Source organism: Pseudorhodoplanes sp., assembly GCF_046289595.1.
In the GTDB taxonomy this organism is placed as follows: Bacteria; Pseudomonadota; Alphaproteobacteria; order Rhizobiales; family Xanthobacteraceae; genus Pseudorhodoplanes.
The window spans coordinates 1-1873 of record NZ_JBKBVB010000236.1 but is presented as its reverse complement, the minus strand read 5'-3'; the positions used below and the strand labels follow the sequence as shown (position 1 = coordinate 1873).

The following is a 1873-nucleotide window of genomic DNA, read 5'->3' as shown; positions in this document are numbered from 1 at the left end:
GATCTTTTCGATGCTGAATGCCGGCAAGGCGGGCGCCGGCATCCCGGACTGGATCGGGCCGAATCGCGAGCCGATGGTCTCTACATTCAGACCGAAGAAAGAGGTGATCAGGGTCGCGGCGACCACCGCGATCAGCAGCGTCGGCCAGTCCGGGCGCAGCTTCTTCAGAACGACGATTGCCGCAACCGAGAAGATCGACAGGCCAACGGTGACCGGGTTGACGGTCCCGATCGACTGCCACAGCGCTTCGATCTTGTGCAGGGTTTCCGGCGGGTCGGTCGTCAGCGTCAGACCGAACAGGTCGCGGATCTGGGTAATGAGGATGATAAGGGCAATGCCTGCGGTGAAGCCGACCGTGACGGGATAGGGAATGTACTTGATATAGGTTCCGAGCCGCAGGAAGCCGATGACAAGCAGCAGAAGCCCGGCCATCAGGGTTGCGAGCATCAGGCCGTCATAGCCGTGACGCTGAACGGTGAGCGCGACCAGCCCGATAAAGGCTGCGGCCGGCCCGCCGATCTGGAAGCGGCTGCCACCAAGGAGCGAAATCAAAAAGCCGCCGACGATGGCGGCATAGAGCCCCCGCTCCGGTCCAAGTCCGGCGCCGATGGCGATGGCCATGGCGAGCGGCAGGGCAACGATTGCGACAGTGAGACCGGCCACCGCATCGGCGCGCAGACCGTCAAGCCCATAGCCCTCGCGCAGAACCGTGATCAGCTTCGGCGTATAGAGATCGGCAAAAGTCGGTTCGCTGCGGTGGCCCGCAGGCGCAGTCGCGTCCATCTCCGTCCTCGAATGGCGAGATTGGGAATTTTATAGCGCATCTGCCCCGGATTCCGATGCGCGTCTTTGCGGCGGCTCAATTGCGCTGAGCGCGATCCGGAGAAGCGGAAACCGGCTTTCGGAACGGATTGCGCTCAGACTCCTAGGTGACGAGCTTCAGACCGACGATCCCGGCCACGATCAGCCCCACACAGGCCAGCCGCAGCGCGGTCGCGGGCTCGGCGAACAGCACGATGCCGAGTATGACCGTGCCGATCGCCCCGATCCCGGTCCAGACCGCATAGGCGGTGCCGACCGGCAGATCCTTCAGCGCCAGCCCGAGAAAGCCGAGGCTGACGATCATGGCCGCGCCGGTGCCGAGCGAGGGCCACAGCCGCGAAAAGCCGTCGGTGTATTTGAGGCCAATGGCCCAGCCGACCTCGAACAGGCCGGCGATGAGCAGGTAAAGCCAGGGAAGTTGAGATGGGATTTGGGGGGACATGCCGCGTCTCGATATGGGCAGGGCCGTCCCTGCCGGTGACATGCGGAGCTCCGCGGAGGCCGTCCTCCGTTGCCATAGATAGGACAGGCCGCGCCCGCCGCCACTGCCGGCGAATGCGACGAAAGGCGCTGGAATAGGCCGATTTTTGGATCAATTCAGGGCTTTCTCCATGTTGCAACAAGCATCGCTTGCGTGTTAGCAACCGCCTCGATTTCGACCGGACTCCGGGGGCGCCCGTGACCGTCTGTCGGAATCGGAATTCCCCTTGAATTCCAATGGTTTGGGCCGCCGCTGCCGCGACGGTATCAGGCTTGCGGACAGCACGTGCGCTAAAGGTCAATGGCAAGCGAACAACCGATAGTTGCCGGCGTGGCGGGGCGCTACGCCACCGCTTTGTTTGAGCTCGCACTTGAGGACAAGGTCCTCGACAAGGTCCGGGCCGACCTCGACCGGTTCGATGAGATGATCGCCGCGAGCGACGACCTGAAGCGCCTGGTGCGCAGTCCGGTCTTCACCGCCGACGAGCAGGTCAAGGCGCTGGAGCCGATCCTGCAGAAGGCCGGCATTGACGGCATTGCCGGAAATTTCGTGAAGCTGGTGGCGTCGAAC

At 63.5% G+C, this 1873-nt stretch carries 3 protein-coding genes; 1 reads left to right on the top strand and 2 read right to left on the bottom strand.

The window, feature by feature from the left end; genetic code table 11:
- Together ACK41X_RS23520 and sugE are read right to left on the bottom strand one after the other, a co-directional pair.
- A partial coding sequence (locus ACK41X_RS23520) for a SulP family inorganic anion transporter (RefSeq protein ID WP_409728768.1) occupies positions 1-783 on the bottom strand: 783 nt, incomplete at its 3' end.
- 142 nt (positions 784-925) lie between these two features.
- Positions 926-1264 (bottom strand): quaternary ammonium compound efflux SMR transporter SugE, encoded by a 339-nt coding sequence (gene sugE, locus ACK41X_RS23515; RefSeq protein WP_409728765.1) that lies wholly within the window; start codon positions 1262-1264, stop codon positions 926-928.
- 339 nt (positions 1265-1603) lie between these two features.
- On the opposite strand from sugE, the gene ACK41X_RS23510 reads away from it, so the two are divergent.
- The coding region (locus ACK41X_RS23510; protein WP_409728762.1) for a FoF1 ATP synthase subunit delta at positions 1604-1873 on the top strand (270 nt) is incomplete at its 3' end.

Coding starts and splice junctions, on each gene's coding strand:
- sugE (WP_409728765.1), bottom strand. CDS start 1,264: ATGTCCCCCCAAATCCCATCTCAACTTCCCTGGCTTTACCTGCTCATC.